Source organism: Pradoshia sp. D12, assembly GCF_008935075.1.
Classification (GTDB): domain Bacteria; phylum Bacillota; class Bacilli; order Bacillales; family Pradoshiaceae; genus Pradoshia.
Genome location: NZ_CP044545.1, coordinates 572,799 through 595,106 on the forward strand (window position 1 = coordinate 572,799; position 22,308 = coordinate 595,106).

At 37.6% G+C, this 22,308-nt stretch carries 21 protein-coding genes and 1 riboswitch; of the genes, 15 read left to right on the forward strand and 6 right to left on the reverse strand.

Annotated features, from left to right (window positions below; genetic code table 11):
• The first annotated feature begins 177 nt into the window (after positions 1–177).
• Positions 178–1,530, forward strand: a complete 1,353-nt coding sequence (gene brnQ / locus F7984_RS02785) for a branched-chain amino acid transport system II carrier protein (protein WP_373925501.1) — start codon at positions 178–180, stop codon at positions 1,528–1,530.
• A gap of 104 nt (positions 1,531–1,634) precedes the next feature.
• On the opposite strand, the gene F7984_RS02790 is transcribed toward brnQ, so the two are convergent.
• A complete protein-coding gene (locus F7984_RS02790; protein ID WP_139892683.1) occupies positions 1,635–2,387 on the reverse strand; it encodes a DUF975 family protein in 753 nt (250 codons plus the stop codon).
• 187 nt (positions 2,388–2,574) lie between these two features.
• On the opposite strand from F7984_RS02790, the gene F7984_RS02795 reads away from it, so the two are divergent.
• The 12 genes from F7984_RS02795 to F7984_RS02850 all read left to right on the forward strand — a co-directional run bounded on the left by F7984_RS02795 (position 2,575) and on the right by F7984_RS02850 (position 13,690).
• Positions 2,575–3,822, forward strand: coding sequence for an acyl-CoA dehydrogenase family protein (locus tag F7984_RS02795; RefSeq protein WP_139892682.1), 1,248 nt, complete (start codon positions 2,575–2,577; stop codon positions 3,820–3,822).
• Positions 3,800–4,579, forward strand: a complete 780-nt coding sequence (locus tag F7984_RS02800; RefSeq protein ID WP_139892681.1) for an SDR family oxidoreductase — start codon at positions 3,800–3,802, stop codon at positions 4,577–4,579. The genes F7984_RS02795 and F7984_RS02800 overlap by 23 nt, the downstream gene beginning before the upstream one ends.
• 33 nt (positions 4,580–4,612) lie before the next feature.
• Entirely contained in the window at positions 4,613–6,223 is a 1,611-nt protein-coding gene (locus tag F7984_RS02805; protein WP_140462209.1) for a long-chain-fatty-acid--CoA ligase, read from the forward strand.
• A gap of 36 nt (positions 6,224–6,259) precedes the next feature.
• A complete protein-coding gene (locus F7984_RS02810) occupies positions 6,260–6,829 on the forward strand; it encodes a TetR/AcrR family transcriptional regulator (RefSeq protein ID WP_140462210.1) in 570 nt (189 codons plus the stop codon).
• 132 nt (positions 6,830–6,961) lie between these two features.
• Positions 6,962–7,360 carry an acyl-CoA thioesterase gene (locus tag F7984_RS02815; protein WP_066108042.1) on the forward strand — a complete coding sequence of 133 codons (399 nt, stop codon included), beginning with the start codon at positions 6,962–6,964 and terminating at the stop codon, positions 7,358–7,360.
• Positions 7,361–7,392: 32 nt separating this feature from the next.
• The gene (locus tag F7984_RS02820; protein ID WP_181162050.1) at positions 7,393–8,463 is read left to right on the forward strand and encodes a phosphotransferase family protein; all 1,071 of its coding nucleotides are present in this window, start codon (positions 7,393–7,395) and stop codon (positions 8,461–8,463) included.
• Between the two features lies 1 nt (position 8,464).
• Positions 8,465–9,211, forward strand: coding sequence for a 2-phosphosulfolactate phosphatase (locus tag F7984_RS02825; RefSeq protein ID WP_140462186.1), 747 nt, complete (start codon positions 8,465–8,467; stop codon positions 9,209–9,211).
• A 1-nt stretch (position 9,212) separates the two neighbouring features.
• On the forward strand, positions 9,213–9,980 hold the full coding sequence (locus tag F7984_RS02830; protein ID WP_140462187.1) for an SDR family NAD(P)-dependent oxidoreductase: 768 nt from the start codon (positions 9,213–9,215) through the stop codon (positions 9,978–9,980).
• Positions 9,965–10,774 (forward strand): enoyl-CoA hydratase/isomerase family protein, encoded by an 810-nt coding sequence (locus tag F7984_RS02835; protein ID WP_375138420.1) that lies wholly within the window; start codon positions 9,965–9,967, stop codon positions 10,772–10,774. The genes F7984_RS02830 and F7984_RS02835 overlap by 16 nt, the downstream gene beginning before the upstream one ends.
• A 19-nt stretch (positions 10,775–10,793) precedes the next feature.
• A complete protein-coding gene (locus F7984_RS02840) occupies positions 10,794–11,774 on the forward strand; it encodes a quinone oxidoreductase family protein (protein ID WP_140462188.1) in 981 nt (326 codons plus the stop codon).
• 226 nt (positions 11,775–12,000) lie between these two features.
• Complete coding sequence (locus tag F7984_RS02845; protein ID WP_066108029.1) at positions 12,001–12,801, forward strand: DUF368 domain-containing protein; 801 nt, start codon at positions 12,001–12,003, stop codon at positions 12,799–12,801.
• 181 nt (positions 12,802–12,982) lie between these two features.
• On the forward strand, positions 12,983–13,690 hold the full coding sequence (locus tag F7984_RS02850; RefSeq protein ID WP_140462189.1) for a DUF4352 domain-containing protein: 708 nt from the start codon (positions 12,983–12,985) through the stop codon (positions 13,688–13,690).
• A gap of 81 nt (positions 13,691–13,771) precedes the next feature.
• Here F7984_RS02850 and F7984_RS02855 read toward each other — a convergent pair whose 3' ends face one another.
• The 3 genes from F7984_RS02855 to F7984_RS02865 all read right to left on the reverse strand — a co-directional run bounded on the left by F7984_RS02855 (position 13,772) and on the right by F7984_RS02865 (position 15,599).
• Entirely contained in the window at positions 13,772–14,206 is a 435-nt protein-coding gene (locus F7984_RS02855; RefSeq protein ID WP_066108023.1) for a ferritin-like domain-containing protein, read from the reverse strand.
• 156 nt (positions 14,207–14,362) lie between these two features.
• On the reverse strand, positions 14,363–14,848 hold the full coding sequence (locus tag F7984_RS02860) for a QueT transporter family protein (protein ID WP_066108019.1): 486 nt from the start codon (positions 14,846–14,848) through the stop codon (positions 14,363–14,365).
• Positions 14,849–14,855: 7 nt separating this feature from the next.
• A riboswitch (PreQ1 riboswitch) is annotated at positions 14,856–14,900 on the reverse strand.
• A gap of 162 nt (positions 14,901–15,062) precedes the next feature.
• Positions 15,063–15,599: a DoxX family membrane protein gene (locus F7984_RS02865; RefSeq protein ID WP_140462190.1), complete on the reverse strand. Its 537-nt coding sequence runs from the start codon at positions 15,597–15,599 to the stop codon at positions 15,063–15,065.
• Positions 15,600–15,973: 374 nt separating this feature from the next.
• Between F7984_RS02865 and nadE the strand changes: the two genes are divergently transcribed.
• Together nadE and F7984_RS02875 are read left to right on the forward strand one after the other, a co-directional pair.
• Positions 15,974–16,792, forward strand: coding sequence for an ammonia-dependent NAD(+) synthetase (nadE, locus tag F7984_RS02870; RefSeq protein WP_066108014.1), 819 nt, complete (start codon positions 15,974–15,976; stop codon positions 16,790–16,792).
• A 328-nt stretch (positions 16,793–17,120) separates the two neighbouring features.
• Positions 17,121–19,880: a GTP-binding protein gene (locus F7984_RS02875; RefSeq protein WP_139892676.1), complete on the forward strand. Its 2,760-nt coding sequence runs from the start codon at positions 17,121–17,123 to the stop codon at positions 19,878–19,880.
• Positions 19,881–19,947: 67 nt separating this feature from the next.
• Here the strand turns inward: F7984_RS02875 and F7984_RS02880 are convergent, their stop codons facing one another.
• Both F7984_RS02880 and F7984_RS02885 read right to left on the reverse strand, forming a co-directional pair.
• Positions 19,948–21,012 carry an AI-2E family transporter gene (locus F7984_RS02880; protein ID WP_140462191.1) on the reverse strand — a complete coding sequence of 355 codons (1,065 nt, stop codon included), beginning with the start codon at positions 21,010–21,012 and terminating at the stop codon, positions 19,948–19,950.
• A gap of 199 nt (positions 21,013–21,211) precedes the next feature.
• Positions 21,212–22,066 carry an STAS domain-containing protein gene (locus tag F7984_RS02885; RefSeq protein ID WP_066108008.1) on the reverse strand — a complete coding sequence of 285 codons (855 nt, stop codon included), beginning with the start codon at positions 22,064–22,066 and terminating at the stop codon, positions 21,212–21,214.
• Positions 22,067–22,308: the final 242 nt, after the last annotated feature.

Here is a 22,308-nt window from a genome sequence, read left to right on the forward strand (position 1 = left end):
AATCACCGATATAGGAAAAACGGTGAATGTTAGAAGAAAAGTGGGAAAGTTGAGAAATAGGGCGAAATGTCTGAATAATCTTGACAAATGTGTTAAAATGGGTAATGTTATATTAAAAGATGTTAGAATTATTAGAAAATTTAAAATGTTCAACCAGATAGAAACGGAGGGTTTTAATTGGGTAATATGAAGAGTAAATCTACAACACTAGCGATTGGCTTTATGCTCTTTGCCTTATTTTTTGGGGCTGGAAATCTAATATTCCCAGTATTAATGGGACAAATGTCAGGGTCAAATGTTTGGGAAGCTACATTTGGCTTCATCATAACTGGGGTGGGATTGCCTCTGTTAGGGGTATTGGCAATTGGGTATTCTGGCCAAAGCGATTTATATACGATGGCTAAACGTGTACACCCAATGTTTGCTATTATATTTACTACAGTTCTTTACTTGGCAATCGGGCCTTTATTTGCGATGCCGAGGACAGGAACGGTTTCATATGAAATTGGTGTTAAACCTTTAATCGGTGATATGAATAGCACAGTAGCAATGGCGCTTTTCACTGTAATCTTTTTTGCTATTACTTGTTTCTTTGCATTAAAACCAGGAAAAATTATAGATATAGTTGGTAAAATGTTAACACCAATATTATTATTTTTTATCGCTTTATTGATTCTAGCAGCTTTGTTTAATCCAATGGGAAGCCTGACAGCTCCGGCTGAACAATATACAGAAAACGCATTCTTTAAGGGTTTCCAGGAAGGTTACCTAACAATGGATACATTGGCATCCTTCGTATTTGGAATTATCATTATTAATGCAGTTCGTTCAACAGGGATTCATGGCAAAAAAGAAATGATGACAAGTGTTATGAAATCTGCTTTCATTGCAGCCGGTTTACTTGCGGTAATCTATGCAGGGCTAGCATATTTAGGTGCTACCGGTGTGGAAGAGATTGGTGCATTTGATAATGGGGGTGCGATATTAGCAGCAGCATCTCATTATTATTTTGGTTCTTATGGAAGATTAATTTTAGGACTTGCTGTTATTGCAGCGTGTTTAACGACTAGTATCGGTCTTGTGACGGCTTGTGCGGCCTACTTTAATACATTGGCTCCGAGATGGTCCTATAAAACATATGCTATTGTTTTATCGGTATTCAGTGCATTAGTTGCCAATGTGGGACTTGCCGACTTAGTGGCTATTTCAGTACCTGTCCTGACAGCTATTTATCCTTTGGCTATATGCTTGATTTTCCTTACATTCATGCACAATGTATTTAAAGGTTTTTCAGAAGTATATATTTGCAGTTTGGCATTAACCTTTATTGTTAGTTTGTTTGATGGTTTTAATGCAGCGGGTCTGCAAATAGAAGCAATCAATAATTTATTTGCTTATTTACCGCTTTACTCCGTGGGATTAGGATGGATTGCACCAGCCATATTGGGCGCTATTATTGGTTATCCGATTGGTATGATGAGACAGTCTGCTCCCATAATGAATGAAGTTCCAGATATGCAGAAAGACTAGTTAGTACATGTAAAGCCAGCGTGAGACACCGCTGGCTTTTATAATTTACTTTTTTACCAATAAAGAAAATAATCCCGGCTCTATGATGGAGCTGGGATTATCTTTTATTCTACACGCTTAGCAAGGTCGATATGATCGGCAGCAGAATTATGAGTAGAAGGCAGTGGATTCTGTATAAGAGATCCTTCTGATGGCTTTACATAATCATCATAGAAGACAGCTAATGAAGTAGTTATAAAAGGTGCAAGGTATATAGCAATACCAAAGATTGTGATATACCCGATAATCAGGCTTGCCATGCCGCTTAAATATACTCCATCATTTACAGTATCAGCACCAATAGCAATAGATACGATTCCGATAAAAATTAATACGATAGGGATAATAAACCATGGTAAAAAAGATAGGTATAGTACAAATAAATCTTTCTTTTTACCATTCATGATTCGTCGGCTTTCTGTAATCGCTTGAAGAGCGGTTAAATCGGAACGGTCACGCAAGATAAATAAAGTCATAGAATAGGCTAACGCTTTAATGATGCCGGGTATAATTAATAAAACTGACCAGAGTAAGGTAAATAAAAAGATTAAAAAGTTTGTTAAGGCATTCCTGAAATAGTTCAATTTAAAACCATCAAATAGTGTTTCAATAGAAGGATTTTGCTGCCTCTTTATAGCTAAGTGGAACCATTGATATCCTACAGCCAATGGGCTTGATATAAAGAAAAATGCAAGAATAAAAAGAAATGATTCAGCAACTCTGCTAACAAGGAGAGTTATGAAAAAAACTCCTATCGCAATTCCCCAGTAGCCAGTTAATTTTTGTTTGGCTGTGTTTTTAATCAGTTTGATATTCATTTTACAACTCTTTCCTTCTTCCTGTGTGTTTATTACTATTTATAAGAATAATATAATCTGACTGAATTTGTAAAACTATATAAGTATTTGTAATTTTTAGATAATTAGTTGGAATTTAAAAGAGCATCAAGTATAATTGGGAGTAATTAACAATACCTACCGGTCAGTATGTGAAAGGAGTGAAGGAATGGATTTTTCCTATTCGAGTAAGGTGATTGACTTGGAGAGACAGTTAAGTGATTTTATGAATAAGTATGTATATCCTAATGAAGGATTATATGAGGTTCAGTTAAATGAGCAAGAATCACGGTGGAGTCTGGTGCCTCCGATTATGGAAGACTTAAAATCAAAAGCTAAAAATGCGGGGCTTTGGAATTTATTTCTGCCTGAGAGTGAATATGGTGCTGGTCTGACCAATTTGGAATATGCACCTTTATGTGAAATAATGGGACGCTCATTAATCGGCCCTGAAGTGTTTAATTGCAGTGCTCCTGACACAGGTAATATGGAAGTATTAGAAAGGTATGGGTCTGCTGAACAGAAAGAGGAATGGCTTAAGCCTTTATTAGCTGGTGAAATACGTTCCTGTTTTTCAATGACCGAGCCAGATGTCGCTTCATCAGATGCTACGAATATTGAAGCAAGTATTGAAAAAGATGGAGATGGCTATATCATCAATGGCCGCAAGTGGTGGTCTTCAGGCGCAGGAGATCCAAGATGTAAAATTGCAATTGTGATGGGGAAGACGAACAAAATGGCAGATCGGCATGAACAGCAATCTATGATTCTTGTACCTCTTGATTCAAAAGGAGTAAAAATCGAAAGAATGCTTCCTGTTTTTGGTTATGATCATGCCCCTCATGGACATGGAGAAATTACATATGAAAACGTTAAAGTACCCGCTGAGAACATAATTTGGGGAGAGGGAAAGGGATTTGCGATAGCACAGGGAAGGCTGGGTCCAGGAAGGATTCATCATTGTATGAGGCTGATTGGGGCAGCAGAGCGTTCACTAGAAATATTATGTAAGCGCATTCAAACAAGAACTGCCTTTGGGCAGCCGCTATCTAATCAAGGTGTAATAAAAGAGTGGATTGCAAATTCAAGAATTGAAATTGAGCAGGCAAGATTATTAACTTTAAAAGCAGCTTACATGATGGATACGGTTGGGAACAAAAAAGCGAAGGCCGAGATTGCGATGATCAAAGTCGTTGCTCCAAATATGGCTTTGAAGGTTATCGACAGGGCTATACAGGGACTTGGAGCAGCAGGAGTTTCAGAGGATTATCCTTTGGCAGCTCATTGGGCAAATGCAAGAACATTGCGATTAGCTGATGGACCCGATGAAGTTCACCGTGCACAGATTGCCAAGCTAGAGCTTAAAAAATATCTAGGGGAGGAACAAGCTGATCATGAACGTTTTACAAATGTTTGATTTAACCGGTAAGACAGCGATTATCACAGGAGGCGGACGTGGGCTTGGAGCCCATATTGCACAGGGTTTGGCAGAAGCGGGAGCAAATATTGTTCTATGTTCACGCAAGATTGAGGCTTGCACCGAGGTAGCAGATCATCTGAATAAAGAATATGGAGTTGAAACCTTGGCCTTAAAATGTGATATCACGAATGCGGAAGATATTCATAGTGTCGTCTCAGAAACACTAGATAAATTTGAAGATATTGATATTCTTGTCAACAATAGCGGTGCCTCATGGGGAGCTTCTGCATTGGATATGCCGCTTGAAGCCTGGAATAAGGTTATCAATACTAATTTGACAGGTACCTTCCTGATGTCCCAGGCAGTGGGAAAGGTGATGATGGAACAGAAGCGAGGAAAAATAATCAATATTGCTTCAGTTGCGGGGCTCGGTGGAACTCAAGCTGACATGATGGATACTGTTGGGTACAATGCCAGCAAAGGAGCTGTCCTTACTTTAACAAAGGATTTGGCAGTGAAATGGGGGAAACATAATATTCATGTTAATGCAATCGCACCTGGTTTTTTCCCAACCAAAATGTCTCAGGTCTTACTCGAACGCGGAAAAGATGCAATTGAATATATGACACCGCTTGGAAGGCTTGGAAATGATGAAGACCTCAAGGGAGTTGCTTTATTCCTAGCCTCTGCTGCATCCAATTATATAACAGGTGAGGTATTGGTAGTTGATGGCGGAAAACACGCCATGGTTTAAATAAAAGATGAAGGAGATTTGACTATGGAAAATATGAAAAAGAAAGCTTGGCTTACGCAATATCCGGAAGGTATTGCATCTGAAATCGAAATTCCGAACAAATCACTGCCAGACATTCTTCATGAAACGACAATCCATTACCCCACAAACAATGCCCTATCTTTTTTTGGAAGAAAAATGACCTATCAGGAACTTTTAGGGACATCCAATCGCTTCGCCGCAGCACTTCAGAATAATGATGTTAAAAAGGGTGATAGGGTGGCAATAATGCTGCCAAACTGTCCTCAGTATGTGATTGCCTATTATGGGGCCCTATCGATGGGAGGAATTGTCACACAAATCAACCCCATGTTAGTAGCTAGAGAACTGGAATATATATTGCAGGATTCCGATGCTGAAACGATTGTTGTCATGGATGCATTCTATCAAACTGTTAAAGCGGTTCAATCTACTACGAATCTCAAAAATATTATTGTAGTAAGCCTGCAGCCATCCGGGACAGAATTTGGAGATGATTGGACATTTGAGCGATTTATCTCTGAAACAGTCATGCCAGTAGAGCCAGTAGTTATTGATCCGAGTCATGATGTTGCTGTGCTCCAATATACAGGTGGCACTACGGGGAGATCGAAAGGAGCCATGCTCACTCATCGTAATTTAGTTGCCAATATCTATCAAACAAAGGAATTTTACAAGAAGATGGTAAATAAGGGGAAGGAACGGTATCTGACTGTCATCCCATTATTCCACGTATTTGGTATGACGGCCTGTATGAATAATTGCATATTAATGGCGAGTGAAAACATATTGCTACCCCGTTTTGATTTAGAAGAGGTCCTTCAAACCATAAAACAGGAGAAGCCAACTATATTCCCTGGCGTACCAACCATGTACGTGGCGATCAACGCTCATCCTAAAGCAAAGGAATATGGGATTGATAGCATAAAAATTTCCAATAGCGGAAGTGCTCCTATGCCTATGGAATTAATGAAGGAATATGAATCAAAAACGGATTCTAAGATTTTGGAGGGTTATGGTCTTTCGGAAGCATCACCCGTTACGCATTGTAATCCGGATTTTGGTGTTCGTAAACCTGGAACAGTCGGAATTGCCTTCCCATCTACAGATTGTAAAATCGTGGATGTAGCTACAGGGGTGGAGGAAGTCCCGGTTGGCGAACTGGGAGAATTAATTGTCAAAGGTCCGCAGATTATGAAAGGCTATTGGAATATGCCTGAAGAAACGGCTGTTGCTCTCCGCAATGGATGGCTATATACAGGGGATATTGCCAGGATCGATGAAGATGGATATCTAACGATTGTTGACCGTAAAAAGGATCTAATCATTGCAAGCGGTTATAATATCTACCCTCGTGATGTAGAAGAAGTCCTGTATGAACATCCATCCGTACAGGAAGCTGTTGTAATAGGAGTTCCGGATGAGTATCGCGGAGAAACAGTCAAAGCAATTTTAGTATTAAAAGCGAATGAGTCAGCTACGGATAAAGAGATTATGGAATATTGTAAAAATAATATGGCAGCCTATCGAGTGCCGACAATTGTAGAATTTCGTGATGAATTACCAAAAACAAATGTTGGAAAAATACTTCGCCGGGCTCTGAGGGAAGAAGTCGAAACAAAGTAAGGGTGACATGAATACACACGAACTGGGGTCTTGATGATGAAACAAAAAATTAAGAACACCAGCATTTCTTTATTTGAACAAAAGGGTTTTGCAGAAACATCCATACAGGATATTGTTGATTCTTTGGGAGTTACAAAGGGAACCTTTTATTACTATTTTGCAAGTAAAGAAGAATTATTGATGAATATTCATCTCGATTATATTAATGGATTAATTGAAAGACAGGAAGCGATCCTAAATACCTCGAAGAAAACCTGTAGACAAAAAATACACGATATAGCGTATTTACTAGTGAGTGATATTCGAACCCAAGGTTTAAGTGCAAAGGTGTACTTCCGGGAAATGAAACTATTATCCGAAGATAAGCTGGAAGAGATTTTGCCAAAGCGTGATCAATTTCGCTTTAATATTGAAGATTTAATTAAGCAGGGGATAAAGACAGAGGAGTTACGTTCAGATCTAAATCCTACCATTATCACATTTGGTATTCTTGGAATATTGAACTGGAGCTATCAGTGGTTTAACCCTGAAGGTGTTATTTCTGAACATGAATTAGCAGACATGTTTGTAGAGATGATCATGAAAGGAATTGAAAAAGGGGAGTAGGATCACACTCTCCTTTTTTGAATAAAATTGCCTAATTGGAGCTGATTGGTGTAAAGATTACGAATATCTTCCGAGTTATACAGCAGGGTGTAAATATGGCGGGATGCTGTGAATGGGTAAAAGGAGGCCACTATGGAATCAATGGTAACCGTCCGTTTTTCGGAAACAGATGCACTTGGTCATGTGAATAATACAAGTTATTTCATTTATCTCGAGGAAGCTCGTCTTCATTTTTTGAAAGAAATGGAACTGGATTTGAAAATAAGAAATTGGTCATTCATTTTGGCCTCGACTAAATGTGATTTCCTCTCTCAAGCCTATTTTGATCAAATATTAAAAATTAACACGACTGTATCCAGAGTGGGGACAAAGAGCTTTCAGCTTGAACATGATATTTACTGTGCCCAAACCGGTAACCCGATTGCCAAAGGGACTGCCATCCTTGTTCAGTTTAATTTTGACAAACAGGAAAGTGAACCGATTCCTGAATTGCTAAAAGAGAAACTGTTGAGGCTGGTCGAAGCTGTTTAATGAGTCCGATTTTTGAAAGAGGTGGGATAGACATGACCCAAAGAGTTAGTAAAGATACGATTCCCGTACGAAGCGGAGAAGAATTGCAGCAGCATGTACTTGAAGCATTTCTGCGGAGTAAGATTAACGATTTGCCAGAAGGAAACCTGGAAATTGAACAATTCTCGGCAGGTCATTCAAATTTAACCTATCAATTGAAAATAGGAACATGGGAAGCTGTTTTAAGGAAACCACCGCTAGGTCCTGTAGCTCCAAAAGCCCATGATATGCAAAGGGAATACAGCATCCTCTCAGAAGTACATCCTCTTTTCAGTCCGGCTCCAAAACCAATCCTTTACTCAGATGATGAACATGTTATAGGGAGTCCGTTTTTTATTATGGAACGAAAGCAAGGTATTGTATTTGATACTTCTGTCCCTGAAGGCATTAAACCTTCCCGTGAACTCTTTCAAAACTTATCTCGGGAAATGGTAGGACGGCTTGTTCAGCTTCATAGCATTTCATATCAGGAAACTGGATTAAAGGAAATCAGCAAGCCTGATGGTTTTATGGAAAGACAGACAAATGGATGGATAGCACGTTATGAAAGAGCAAAAACAGATGATATTCCAAATATACAAGAATTAGAAAAGTGGTTAGTCGATCATATTCCAGCTTCATGTGATGCTTCAATTATTCATTATGACTATAAATTGAACAATGCGATTTTTAATGAGGATGGAACGGAAATGGTCGGTCTATTTGACTGGGAAATGACGACGGTTGGGGATCCGCTCGCTGATCTTGGAGTAGCTATGAGCTATTGGGCAGAGGGGGACGATTCTGAAGTATTGAAGAAAGGACTGGGGAAGCCATCTGTTACGATTTGGGATGGATTTTATACAAGGGAACAATTTATTTCAGAATATGCAAGACAAAGCGGCCGTGATGTCTCCAATATGAATTTCTATTTAACATTTGCCTATTTCAAATTAGCGGGGATTTGTCAGCAAATCTACTATCGTTATCATAATGGCCAAACAAAGGATCCGAGATTTGCCAGCTTTGATAAGTATGTAAAAACATTGATTGAGCATGCTTATTCACTTACAAGGAATCAATAAGATGCTGAAAGTTCATGTCTTGCTGACCAAGGAAGATATATCACCAGAAAAACTGGCCTCAGGCAACAAGATAGCTGTTGTACTAGATATTCTCCTGGCCACAACCACGATTGTAACAGCTTTGCAGAATGGAGCAACAGAGGTTATTCCCGTTCTAAATCAGGACGAAGCTATTAAAGTAAGCAGACAATTTGAGAACGGACAAGCCTTGATGGCTGGGGAATTACATGCAGAACCAATCGATGGATTTTTTTATCCAGGACCGGTTAAAATTAGCACGCGTATCCATGGTAAAACCTTGATTCTTTCAACTACTAACGGCACAGTGGCTCTACATAAAGCGGCATATGCAAATCTAGTGTATATATCCTCCTTGCTTAATAATGCTGCCGTGGCACAGGCGATACTGAATGATAGCAAGGATGAAACTATTGTCGTGATTTGTTCAGGAAATTCAGGAGAATTCAGCCTAGAGGATTTCTATGGTGCCGGCCATTTAATTGCAAATATAACCTGCAGAACCAATCAAGGGATTGAGCTGAATGACGCTGGAAAAGCTGCATTGGCTTTTTATGACAGCCATTCATCTAATTCATACTCAGTTCTGGCGGCATCCAGAGTTGGATTGCTATTAACCAAATACGGATTAAAGGAAGATCTTCTGTTATCAAGTACAAGTGGATGTTATGAGATTGTTCCTGTGTTTAAAAATAATCGCTTTATATTAACGGTAAAAAAGGAGGTATAGGATGCGATTTCATGAGCAAGTTGCCGTGATCACTGGCGGTGGCAGCGGGATAGGAAAGGCTACAGCTCTGCGTTTGGCTAAAGAAGGAGCAAATGTCATTCTAGTTGGAAGAACCTTAGAAAAGCTTGAAAGTGTTGTTGATGAAATTAATAATCAAAGCCATCATATCCAGGCAACCTGTTTTGCGGCCGACGTTACGAAAGAAGAGGAAGTAACAGCGTTGTTAGATTTTATTGAGGATCATTTTATGGACTTGCATGTGGTCATCAATAATGCAGGTGGTTCAGTGCAATCAAAAATAATGGATACGGCCGTAGAGGCTTGGGATATCGTTCAGGAAGTGAATTTGAAGAGTGTGTTTTTAGTTTCAAAAATACTTGGAAAGTTTATGATGGAGCACGCTAACCGTGGAGGTAATAGGGCATTTGTCAATATAGCGAGTCTATCTGGCCATAAGGCTGCTGCTCATATACCTCATTATAGTTCTGCAAAAGCAGCTGTGTTGAATTTTACGAAGGCACTTGCTTTTGAAATGGCCCCATATGGTATCCGTGCAAACTCCGTATCACCTGGATTTGTTGAAACACCGTTGACAGAATGGGCTTTAACGAATGAACGGTTTGTGAAATCAATAGAACGCAACACAGCATTGAAAAGAGTAGGAACCAGTGAGGAAATAGCCAATGTTATTGCCTTTTTAGCATCGAGTGAAGCTTCATACATGACTGGTACAGATGTACTGGTCGATGGGGGATGGATGATCACTTAAAAGAGAAAGGGAGATGGATGATGGAACACTTATTAATAAAAGAAATAGGTTCAGTATTAGTATTAACATTAAATAGACCTGAAAGCTTGAATGCTTTTAGTCCGGAAATGATAACAGGACTAATTAGTGAATTAAAAAAAGCTGATAAAAATCCTAATGTGAAAGTGATTATTTTAAACGGAGCAGGCCGGGCGTTTAGTGCCGGCGGAGATGTAAAAACGATGGGAACCAAATCAGCAGCTACTACCTACGAGTATTTAGGAGTCATAAATGAATGTATTTTAACGATGAAGGAGATTGAAACTCCTATTATTGCTGCGGTACATGGTTTTGCGGCAGGGGCCGCTTTTAATTTGGCGCTAGCCTCCGATTTGATTGTGGCCGCTGAGGGAAGTAAGTTCGTTTTAAGTTTTTCACAGGTTGGCCTTATTTCGGATGCAGGAGGTTCCTATTTTCTTCCACGCTTAGTTGGTCCGCATTTGGCGAAACAATTTTTCTTTTCAGCTGAACCTATACCAGCAGAACGTTTATATGAACTTGGGGTTATTAATAAACTTGTACCTTTGGAAGCTTTGCGTGATGAGGCGATTCAATATGCGACTATGTTATCCCATGGTCCAGGAAAAGCATATGGGCAAATGAAAAAACTGATTGATTATTCTTTTACGGCTACTCTCGAAGATGTCCTAGAGAGAGAACGTATCACTCAAACGATGATGATAGCCACGGAGGATCATCAAGAAGGTGTATCTGCATTTAAAGAAAAAAGAAAGCCGCAGTTTACCGGCAAATAAGAGAAAGGGAGTATGTATTATGAAAGCCATTCAATTTACTGAGTACGGAGGACCAGAAGTATTAAAAATGGTCGAATTAGATAGGCCGAAACCTGGTCCATATGAAGTATTAATTGAAATACATGTAGTTGGTGTGAATTATGCAGATACTGCCAGACGCGAAGGCCAATATGTTGTACCAACCAAACTTCCTTTTGTGCCAGGAGCAGAAGTTGCCGGGGTTGTAGTCGAAACTGGCTCAGAAGTGACAAACGTAAACATTGGAGCAAGAGTGGTCACGCTGATTGAATCTGGAGGATATGCTGAGTATGCTGTTGCAGAGGCTCGGTCCGTAATTCTCCTGAAAGAAGAACTGGATTTAAAAGAAGCGGTCGCCCTCCCACTTCAAGGTTTGAGTGCCTACCATATTTTAAAAACAATGGGGCAATTGCAAGAGGGTGAAACCGTTCTCGTTCATGCAGCAGCTGGAGGAGTTGGGACTTTAGCAGTCCAATTGGCTAAATTAATGGGCGCCGGTAAGGTAATTGCAACTGCCAGCACGGAAGAAAAGCTGGAGCTTGCACGTTCTCTGGGAGCTGATGTATGTATCAACTATACAAAAGAGGGTTGGTATAAAGACGTGCTGGAAGCGACAAACGGCCGTGGAGTTAATGTGGCGCTCGAAATGGCTGGCGGTGATGTTTTTAAGGAGACACTGAAATGCTTAGCTACGTTCGGGAGATTGGTGATATATGGTGTCGCAAGCGGAGAACAGGCCGTGATGCACCCCTCATCCTTAATGGCGAGAAACCAGTCGGTCATTGGATTCTTTCTTCCGCAAATTATGAGAAAACCAGAATTGCTGTTGCCGAGCATGCGTGATCTCTTTTCATTCCTAGAAGAGGGAAAATTAAAATTAATAATAGGTGAAGTCCATCCGATTGAGGAAGCAGCGAAAGTACATGAGCTACTGCAATCGAGGAAAACAACAGGAAAGGTAATACTCCAGGTTCGTCGTTAAGGTGATGATATTCTCGCAAAGCATGCAGTTCTAGCATGCTTGTTTTTTATTATAATAAGAGTAAGTATAAATGTGACATTATTTGATATTGTTATATTGATATTATCTTATATCCATTTTAATGGAATAAAGAAACATCATTAAATTTGTATTATGTGCCATTGTTTTTACTAGTTCTTATTTTGTAAACTATTATAGTGAAATAAAAAAATAAGGACTGAAGATAATGGAATGGAAAAACATATATCGTGGTATGTTAATGGGAATCAGTGATTTAATTCCCGGTGTAAGTGGAGGAACCATAGCGTTTATATTAGGTATTTATGATCGCTTATTATTATCAATCAGTGGCTTTTTTAGCCGTGATTGGAGAAGGTATCTGGGCTTTTTATTGCCACTGGCAATCGGTATGGGGTTTACTATACTGACGTTTAGCCGATTGATTGATTATTTGCTAGAGCATCATCATGAACCGACACAATTCTTTTTTGTAGGGTTAATCATCGGTGTACTGCCATTTATTATAAGACAGGCAGAGGTGAAAAAACACTTTACAGGAAAGCATTTTGTGGTTGTCGTTTTGGTCGCGATCATGATGGCAGCACTAGGTTTCCTGAAGCCGAATGAATCTGTTGTTATATCTGATGTAACGCTTTTATCTGGGCTTGGATTATTCTTTTCCGGCTGGCTTGCAAGTATGGCTATGCTGCTTCCAGGTATTAGTGGCTCGTTTATATTATTGTTGCTCGGTGTTTATTCAACTGTTATTTCTGCTTTATCAGATTTAAACTTTACAATTATTATACTTGTAGGGGCTGGAGCAGTGGTTGGCTTTATTGTGAGCAGTAAAGCAATTAGCTTTTTACTGAGGGCATATCCACATATGACGTTTGCAGTCATAATGGGGTTGATTATTGGATCTATATTTGTAATCGTTCCTGGATTGCCAACAGGAATAGGTACTATACTGCTATGTTGTATAACTTTTGTGGCAGGTCTTTTGGTAACGAAAATTTTTACGAAGTAATAATTGACTAGAAAGTATAAGGATTGTCTCGGACAATCCTTTTTTATTTTGTTTCGACTGCACTGTTAAAACAATTATGTGGGATAGATAGGAAAAGGGCGTTTATGCTTAGAATATTAAGACATAAGCAAATGTATAGATTAACTACAATTTTACAATAAAAAGTATTGGAGGTTGAATCGTGCAAAAGGGACTGAGGTTTATATTTTTGGCATGTCTTATTTTAGGAGTATCAGCATGTGGAAGCGAAAAAGAAGAGACGATAAATAAGGATAATAAAAAGAATCAAACTACAGAAGATGTAAGTACGGATAATAAAGAAGGTACCGAAGATAAAGAAACAAAAAATGGCGTGGCATCAAAAGGAGAAGAGCCATCTGTATCCTCTGAGGTGTATCAAGATCGATTTACTTCTGGCAATATGGGTGTGAAAAAGATACTATATGAAAATTTAAAAATGAATGACACTAAAAATATTGAGGACGTAATCATTACGTTAGAAGGTATACAGTATGCTGAGATAACCCCATCAGAGGAAACTAAATCAAAGTTCAAAAATTTAAATGAAAGAGACAGTATCATACTTACCATGAAAATAAAGCTTGTGAACAATTTCAAACAACCATTAATATTTAAATCCATTCGTTCTTTTTTAAGAGGGAACGATAATCAAATAACCTATCTGCCAGAAACAAATCTGGAGCCGAGCCAACAAGGAGAAATTGCTGCCGGAACATCTAGTGAAAAGCTTCATGTCTTTTTAATAGACAAGGATTTGTTCTTAATTACACGAAATTTAAAATTGGAGTTTGGGCCATTCCTAAACAGTGAAGGTAAAGATTTATTTAATGGTAAAAAGACAGAATTTGAAATCCCATTACCGAAGTAATAGCTATAAAAAGAACCGTAATTCTGCTTGTCAGAATCACGGTTCTATCCCTGTGTTAAACATGTTGCAGATTGTTAAGAATTAATCAAATCTGGAGTCACTAAGAATGCGGCCAATCTCTTCCATATGGCCTGTTTCATCGGAGATAAGATCTTCTAGTTTGACAACTAATTCAGTTAAGCCTAATTCCTCAGCTTGTTTCTTGCGTGTTTCGTAGCGATCTATTGTATCTTTTTCTGCCTGATAGGCAGATTCAAGCATTACCTTAACATCAGTGGTTTGTTTAACTTCTGCTGGTGTTACAGTTGGTGTTCCACCCAATGTACTGATTTTTTCTGCAAGATATAAAGCATGTCCCTGTTCATCGGCTATTTCACCTTCAAAGAAAGGTTTCAGTGTTTGTCTGTATAAACCAGAAACCATTGCCGCATAGCTAGAATACATGATTGATGCAGCATATTCGTTTGCTAGATCTTCATTTAAACCATCTATTAATTCTTTTAATTTTTTTTCCATTCTATAATCCACTCCTTCTATATTCTATAATTCAAATGTACCCTACTTTACTACATATTAAGCATTTTTTTTGTGGCAGGATTTTGAAATGTTCAGGGAATATTTTTACATAATAAAAAGCCTGATCCGATAAAGGACCAAGCTTGGATTATTAAGTCAGATTAATTTTGAGAAATTAATACGTTTATTGAGAGCATACATAATTGGAGCACCAATTGTCATGACTGCTAATTCTCCAGCTGCGGTTGTTGCCCATGCAAACCAGAAAGGAAGTTTCAAAACAATATTTAACTCTATAGCAATTAAGAACATGGTAAAAGTAAAAACGAATGTATTAATAGCCATCCTTGCCCAAATATTGCGGACAAATCGGAAGGTTAGAATGGTGATTGTTAATGCTAGTATGGATTGGCCAACACCAAATATTAAATCATATGCACCCATTGATGAGAAAAAGAGGTTAGAGATAAATACTCCTATCACAATCCCATACATGTATTTTTTATTAAATACAATCAAGTGATTGAACATTTCAGGTACTCGAAACTGAATGTTCGAAAATGCGATTGGCTGTACGATTATAGTGACAGCAATATATAAGGCTGCCAAAACTCCATTTACAGCAAGCGTTCTAATATTCATTTTTTTCTCTCCCTTAGTTTTTTATCGTGGGATGGTTACGAACCACGTTTAGTATTTCCGAAGACACCAAATAATCATAAGCATAATAAGATGCCTAGTCAACAAAGGATTGTAGTTGGATCATGGCCAAAACATCATCGTATAGTTATGATCGACTGGCATAAATCAATAAAAGACGCCGAGAGAAATCTCGGCGTCGTCTCTTATTTAATCGTTAGTTTAATGACTTGGAGTTAATTTTTTTTGTATTGATTGGTTTTATGTCATCCTTTTTGAAGATAGTTTTACGAATCCAGGGAAGAACGTAATAGTCTCCACCGAATCGGCCGGCATTTGCACCTGCTACAAGAATAACCATTCCCAGTATGATGTAGAGCGGGTTAGTAGATACTGTTCCGCCAAATAAAAACATAAAATTCATTAATAATCCAAAGAAGGCAGCTGTAGTTGTTAAGACACCAAGCAGTAACCCAAGCCCAACTAGAAATTCTCCCCATGGAATTAAGATGTTGATTAACCCTACGTTAGGAATCGCAAATTTTTCAATGAATGAACCATAAATCGGATACAGTGCCCCTCCGTCTGGCCCAGTTACAGGATTAGCAACAATATTTCCAAGGAATCCGGATGCATCAAATGCTCCGCCTTTAATTTTCTCAAATCCATGAATCATCCATTCATAACCAAGATACAGTCTTATAATCAATAATAGTCCGGAGGCATATTTATTAGTTCGTAACCAATTCATCATTTTAAATCACTCCCATATGGATTTAACTGGCTCTAATCCGCGGTTTTTAGTTCCAGTAACTTTCTATACCTTATTTATATACCATATGCTTGATAATGTGGTGCATTATCCCTGTGTTTCTTTTTTTGTACAAAAATATGTGAACCTTTTAAGTTAATACTAAAAACAACTTTACAAACGTGATATTGTTCGTTCCTTCACAAACTTTTACATAATGAACCAATTAGTGTTGTATTAGAATGAAAAATAACACTCTTAATTAAATGAGCTATTTAAAAATTTATATATAAGAGTAAAATATATTTAATGATAAAAGGTTAGAAAGAGAACATTTAAGGAAAATAATAGTATAGGTGTTTGAAGGAGGAATGGGAATGAGCTTACAATCAGTTATTATTGAAGCATTACATGTTAAACCGGAAATAAACCCTAAAGAAGAAATCAAAGACAGAGTTGGGTTCCTAAAAAGTTACTTAAAGAAGAGCGGAGCAAAAGGATTTGTTCTAGGAATCAGTGGTGGTCAGGATTCTACATTGGCAGGACGTCTGGCTCAGATGGCTGTGGAAGAACTGCGTGAGGAAGGGGTTGCGGCTAAATTTATTGCTGTCAGGCTTCCATATGGAGTACAGCAAGATGAAGATGATGCTCAGCGTGCTCTGCAATTTATTAAACCAGATGAAAGTATTACTTTTAATGTCAAGTCTACTGTCGATGTCATTACAGATCAATACAAAGAAGCAACTAATGAAGCATTAACCGATTTTAATAAAGGGAATGTGAAAGCAAGGCTTCGTATGATTGCGCAATATGCCATTGGTGGACAAAATGGACTTCTGGTAATAGGTACAGACCATGCTGCTGAGGCAGTGACAGGTTTTTATACAAAATATGGAGACGGCGGAGCTGATGTTCTTCCTTTATCGGGTCTCTCTAAGCGCCAGGGCAGAGAATTGCTTAAAGAATTGGGAGCTGAGGAAAGACTTTATATGAAAGAGCCGACTGCCGATTTGCTGGATAATAAACCGCAGCAAGCTGATGAAACAGAGCTTGGCTTAAAATATGATACGATTGACGACTATTTGGAAGGCCGTAAAGTCGATGCTGAAGCTGCATTAAAAATTGAAAAACAATATTTAAAAACAGAACACAAACGTCAAATGCCTGCATCCATTCACGATAATTGGTGGAAATAACTAACCAAAAAGTAAGCCTGTGATTTTCATAATCATGGGCTTATTCTATTGTAAGGTGAAATGAATCGTGATTAAGATAACGATATACTGGTATAATTAATTGGAGAAAAATAAAAAACACGAATTGTTTTAGTTAATTTTCTGAGGGTATAGGATATAATCTATTAATATATTTATTTCAAATATGACAAATGTTCCATTTTGCTATCATATTGTATTGAAGATGAAACTTTACCGAAACCGTTTTGCAATCAAATTTTATTACACTATATAAGTTATAAACTATTCTATTGAACAAATTTGTGTGAGAGAACCAGGGAGGGGTCGTATGATGAATAATGAAAATAACTTGATTGAAAAGTCCTTATATAAAACCTTATTAACAAACGATAATGCGGCGAATCCGTTGCTTATAATAAGTGAAGAATTTTTGGCAGAACAACAAAAGGAATTGCCTGAGCTATCAACGCTTAGATTTGCTCAGGGAGAGCTTTATTTCCATTATAAAGACTATGAGACATCCATTTTTAAATGGGAAAAGGTTAGCAATGACCTGGCGCCTTGGGCTATAAAGAATATGGCGGATGCTTACTTTGCAATGGCTATGTATAAAAACGCTGAAGAGCTATATAAATCTATCGAATCAGACTCGATTATATTGAATACCGAAGTTGGATTGCAATTATTTGCTCTATATACGAAATTGGATAAAACTGAACTGGCTGATAAAACGATTAAAAAGGTAGTTAAGTTGAATCCAGATGACTCTCAAGTAACAGAAATAGCACGTTCATTCTTTGAAGAGCAACGTGATTGGAATAGTGCAGTTGAACTTGCAGTAAATGAATCCATCCGTACGGAGTCATTGCTTTGGTATGATGTTCTGCAGTCCTATATTGATCAGGGTGTAACGAAAAATATGGAACCTGGCTATTTTTACCAAGTATTACATAAGCTCTATTCCATAGATAGCGGTCAATTTGAACAACTTGCAGTATCTCTTTGGAACAGCTATAAGGGCGAACCGGCATATTTGCAATGGGTTCAGGGATTTAATGATTTACTGCAGGATCTGGAACTTGTTCATCCCGAACCATGGTCAGATTTATCTTTCTTATTTAAAGAGGGTTACTTCGAATTAATTAATGGACATAAATTATTAAAAACATTAAAGGGCTTATTACCAAGTTTATTACGTAACTGGATTCGCATAACAGATAGGAAGCATGCTCTTTTAGCTTCTTCTGCTATATTGGCATGGAACGATAATTTTCCTGGTATGATAGGTCAAATAGATATTGATCATGCAGAGAGAGTATTAATGCAGGCTGAAAATAACCGGAATGGCTTGGAGGATAGCGTTCGATTATTTGAGGAAATTGATCAATGGGCAAATCAAAATAATTTATCTGTCAGCGAAAGACAAAAATGGATTATTGATGAATTATTAGATGTAAATGTACAGCATATTATGATTGCCGGAACTAGCGGTAGCGGTAAATCTGCCTTAATTCATTCTATTTTAGGAGAAGAGTTATTTGATAAACCAACTTCATCGGCTATCATGTTTAAAAATGCCGAAGAAGAAAGCATAATGGAAGTGACAGACTCTTCGATTAATCCACTAAATTTAGAGGAACTTGAAGATAAGGTTTCAAACAGAAACTTTGTTGATAACAAGCCAAGTATCATTGAATACCATCTTCCGAGTCAATTCTTGGCCGAAAATCAAATAGCAATCATCGATACTCCCGGATTCAGTATTGCAAATAATAAAATCCAGGAAGTACGCCGTTATTTGAATATGGCAGATGGTCTTTTACTTGTATTAGATGTAAATGATCCATTTACAAACAAAGAACGCGAAATTGTTATGGCCCTTCATGAACAAGTGCCAGATCTGCCAATTCATTTCTTATTAAATAAAATGGATCTTGTTCACAATGATCAGGAGGCTATTCGTATAGTGGATGAAGCTTGGTCCAGAATCAGTCCTTACCTGCCAAATGCTACAATTTTTGCTCATTCTGCTCATTATAGAAGCAATAGGCAGCTTTCAGATTTTGCTGAATTTATTAAAATGAATCTAACAAGCAAATATAAGGAAAGCGCTCGTACTGCTAAGCTGCTTCACTTTGTACGTGAGACTATATCAAGCTTGCTGGACCAACGATTGGAAAGGGAAGAAAGCTTGATTGAATCCATTCATTGGAATGAGGACCTTTTAGCAAAACTAAATGGTGCGAAGAATCAGATGGAGGATTTGGAGAAAGAAAAAGCAGTATTGTTGCGTAAGACGTTTAAACAAAGGAAGGAAGCCATTCGCCTTGATGTGGAGGCGGCGGTACCTAAAATTCTCCGAGCCAGCAAAGATTTAATTACAGAGGACAGTGATTTCCGCAAGATTCATATAGACTTAAATGAGAAAATGAATGTACGGATTCAGGAATACCTGGAGAATACGATTTTGCCTAAGTATTTTTATTCCTTAAAGGATTGGATTACCGAAGCGGAAGTAGAGTTAAAAGAGAGTCAGGCTTATTTAAAAGAAATGGCTGAAGGCTTCAATGCCATTTATCAGGAAGAACGAATGAAAATGGAATGTGATTTCAGAGTGCTGGATGACTGGCGCAGGGATGCAAACCGAATGACGAGCGGTGTACAAATGGAGACCATTAATATACTGCTTCGCCACACACCGCAACAATTATTATTGAAGAGTGCAGGCATGTTATTCGGATCGATTGCGAATAAAAGTGTTATGTACAATAAATATACAACGTTGATTGAAACACAGGATTATACAGAGGTTGCTCAATTGATTGCAGATAAATTCCTGCTGCAATTTGATATGTTTGAAAAATCGATTACTCGAGATGTTTCAATGTTCTTTGCAGATCCGACAGAAGTAATGAATGGTGCAATGTCAGATACGAATGAGAAAATTGCTGAACATAATGGCGTACTTGAGAAGATGCGTTCTCAGCCAGAATTGTATCGTGACCCATTAAAGCTATACGAATTGCGATTACGACAATACGAATGGATTTTAATTGGCCAAAAAGAAGTTCAAACTATTTCAAGGTAAAAAAAGGTGATTCAGGATGGTGGTTAAGCCATCCTGAATCACCTTTTTTATGTGAAGTTTAGGAGCTTTAAGATGTTCGCAGTTTATAGAATTTAATGAAATTTTTAACAATAACCTTTACTACTGAATAAGTAGGTATAGCTATGAGAATTCCTATAAATCCGTATAAGGAACCCGCTACAAGCAGCAATAATATGACCGTCAGCGGGTGGATATCCAGACGTTTTCCCATTACCTGAGGTGTAACGAGATGACCCTCAAGCTGCTGGACAATGACTAATAATATCAGAACTTTAAAGGCTGTAAATGGGCTGATTAATAGACCTGATATAATCGCAGGGATGGTTCCAAGGAACGGTCCAAGGAAGGGTACAACGGTCAGTAACGTTGCAAAAATAGCTAAAATTAATGCGTTCTCAAGCCCAATAATTAGATATCCAATATACATAAGGATGCCATCGACTATTGCAACGATAAATTGACCGACGATATAAGTGGATAAGGTTTTATCAACATCCATTAAAATTCTGTTGCCCTCGTCCTCTACATTAGCAGGGATATGCTTTAATAAAAAGGGTCTGAGTTTATGCCCATCCTTAAGAAAATAAAAAACAATAAAGGGAACAATTAAAAGTACAGTGACTATGCTCGTAACTGTCGAAAATATGGTTACAGCATGATCGGATAATACTTTAGGAAAACTATCCGCATATTCTTTCCCATATTGAGTGAGCTTGTCTACGGAAAAATAGGTTGAGGCGGCATTCTCATTTATAATTTCCTTTGACTGGGATGTGATTGTTTCTATTCTGTCCGGTATTTTATCGATGAGTTCTTCGCTCTGAGAAACAATGACGGGCCCCAAGAAATGGACACCAGCATAACCCATTCCGCCAATTACTGCATAAATGAGAAGTATACTGATAGTAATCGGCATATACTTACTCAAAAAATGAACGACCGGCCTCAATATATAATATAGAAGACCAGCTATTAAAATCGGAAAAAAGATGGTTATAATCAGTTTTTGGAATGGCCATATAAAGTAATCAATCTTCCCTAATAAATAGATAATGATTAGTATTAAAATAGTGCCGGTTGCATACTTATAAAAAGGTTTATTAAACCACATAGAGCACCCCCAAATGTTAAATTAATGTCTTCACATCTATACCCTTAATTGGTTTAGTTATACTCCAATGTCAGGTAAATAAATGGCACCGCATAACCTGAGAAAACAAACAGCGATTATCATAATAATAAAGTGATAATCGCTGTTTAATATTCTAATATATTAATTTGGTGAACCTTTCATCATCGATGATGACAAATTATTGTTCTTTAATTATAATACCTAATTTAGTAAATGCCTGATTTACGCTGCTTTCTGTTTGGATACATGAAAAATCAATTCCAAGCTGTATGCTTGTTTGTGCCACCTCGGCACGAATTCCTGTCATGATTACCTCTACACCGATTAATTTGAGTGCTTCTATCATTTGAAAAAGGCGGTGTGCTACCAAAGTATCAACGATAAAAACCCCTGATAAATCAATAATTAATTTGGAGATTTGATTGTCTGCACTTTGCTGAAGGGTACTTTCGTTTATAGCTCTGGCTCTGGTGGAATCAATATCACCCACTATCGGCAGTAATCCGATATTTTCAGTCAATTTAATCACAGGAGAACTTAACTCATTGATTAGGTTGGATTGTGAGTGGATTCGCTTTATCAATATGTTTGTATAGTTTTCTGTATAGCTATGTGTAAGTTGATCTATTGTAGAATTAAACTTTTCCTCCCAGAAAAAAATATCTTTAAAGGTAATATCCAAGCTGGTAATATCGATAAATTTTTGGGTGTACTTCCATATAACTCTTCTTAAAAGCCCGGCAGCATTAATAGAATTACTTAGAGGTGTACCGGATTCAAGGCGTACCTCTGCAATAGATAATGTGCGTTCTTTTATTATATAATCTCTCTCTTCTTCTGATTGAAACAAGCTGTTTGCTATTAAAAATAAATATTCTTTAAACTGCTTCTTTAATGCATTAATTGTATGGATAGATCCGTTAAGAGAATAATCTGCTTCAGTACTCTTCGGCATTAGTGAATACCAATCTTCAATTATTTCATCTGAATGAGTAATCAAATAATCATATAAGGCTTTTGATTTAGTTTCCATAATGACCTCTTTTCTTTACCATTCTATATTCAATATTTTGCGTGTATTATGAGAAAAACACAATTAATTAATTACTATTTTTGGAAGAAAAACATGGTTTATTTTAAAGGAATTTGTAGTTTTGACTTTTAGTGTCATAAAATACAAAAAAATCAAAATTAAATTGCGTATTCTTGTAAGCAACCTTATAATGTTATTCATAGACTTTTCTGAATATTTAAAATAGAAAACAAGAGGGGGCG